Source organism: Streptomyces sp. SID14436, from assembly GCF_010548465.1.
Lineage (GTDB): Bacteria > Actinomycetota > Actinomycetes > Streptomycetales > Streptomycetaceae > Streptomyces.
Map to the genome: position 1 here is coordinate 1 of NZ_JAAGMD010000691.1, position 1,331 is coordinate 1,331.

Here is a 1,331-nt window from a genome sequence, read left to right on the forward strand (position 1 = left end):
CGCCGACCGCCTCACCGACGCGCTGGCCGACCGCCTGCCCGCCGACGCGGGCGGCACCCTGCCCGACGCCGAGTCCCTCACCCCGCAGGCCGTGCACGCGCTGCCGCCCGGCCTGCGCGACGCCTACATCCAGGCGTACGCCGACGCCATGCCGCGCATCTTCCTCTACCTGGTGCCGGTCCTCGTCCTCGGCCTGCTGCTCGCCTTCTTCCTCAAGGAGAAACCACTGGTGTCCCACAACGCCCCCACCGCAGCCCCGGCACCGGACGCGCCGTACGCCACCGCGTCCGTCCCGCAGGCCCGCCCCCACACCGCGGGCGGGGCGGGTGCCGCCGCGGCCCGCCCGCCGCACGCCGGGGGCGTCCCCGTGTGCGGCACCGTCCAGCACCCCGACGGGACGGTGGTGCCGCGTGCCGCGCTCACCCTGATCGACGTCGCCGGGCGGCAGATCGGGCGGGGCGCCAGCGGCGACGACGGCCGGTACGCCCTGGCCACGCCCGGCTCGGGTTCGTACGTCCTGATCGCCGCCGCGGGCGGCCACCAGCCGCAGGCGGTCTCCGTCACCGTCGGCGAACGCCCCGTCGAACTGGACGTCGTCCTCGGCGGCGCGGGCCGCCTCGCCGGGTCCGTCGTCACCGCCGACGGCACCCCGGTCCGCGACGCCGCCGTCACCCTCACCAACGTCCACGGCGAGGTCGTCGCCACCACCCGCAGCGGCCGCGAGGGCGGCTACGTCATCACCGAGCTGGTCGCCGGGGAGTACACCCTGGCCGCGAGCGCGCCCGCCTTCCGCCCGGCCGCGCTGCCCGTCACCGTCCAGGCGGCCCGCGAGACCCGCCAGGACGTCGAACTCGCCGGGGGCGCCGTGCTGCGCGGCACCGTGCGCGGCAGCGGCGGACGGGCCGTCGAGGACGCGCGGGTGACGCTGCTGGACGCCGCGGGCAACGTCGTCGACACCCTCACCACCGGGGCCGACGGGATGTTCCGGTTCGTCGACCTGTCCTCCGGCGAGTACACCGTCATCGCCGCCGGCTACCCGCCGGTCGCCACGGTGCTCCAGATGGCCGGAGGCGGCCGCACCGAACGCGACCTGCAACTGGGGCACGAGGACTGAGGCCTGTCCGGCGGATCGTGCCGGAGACGTCGGGTCCGGCACGCTCGTCCGCGGCGTTGTCGTCGGTTGCCGACTGCCCCACGCTCGGCTTCGCGGACGCGGGGGCGCCCCATCGCGTCGACGCCCTCCGCCGCCAAGGTGCGTGCAGCTGCGAGCTGCTCCGCCGGTCCCCGCGGGCGGCCGGGCGGGCCGCAGCTCCTCGGCCCGCCGTCGTCCG

1 protein-coding gene is annotated in these 1,331 nt (G+C 77.5%); it reads left to right on the forward strand.

Translation table 11 applies throughout. The annotated features are described in order from the left end of the window. A partial coding sequence (locus G3I53_RS24950) for a carboxypeptidase-like regulatory domain-containing protein (RefSeq protein ID WP_164438793.1) occupies nucleotides 1-1,114 on the forward strand: 1,114 nt, incomplete at its 5' end. Nucleotides 1,115-1,331 lie beyond the last annotated feature (217 nt).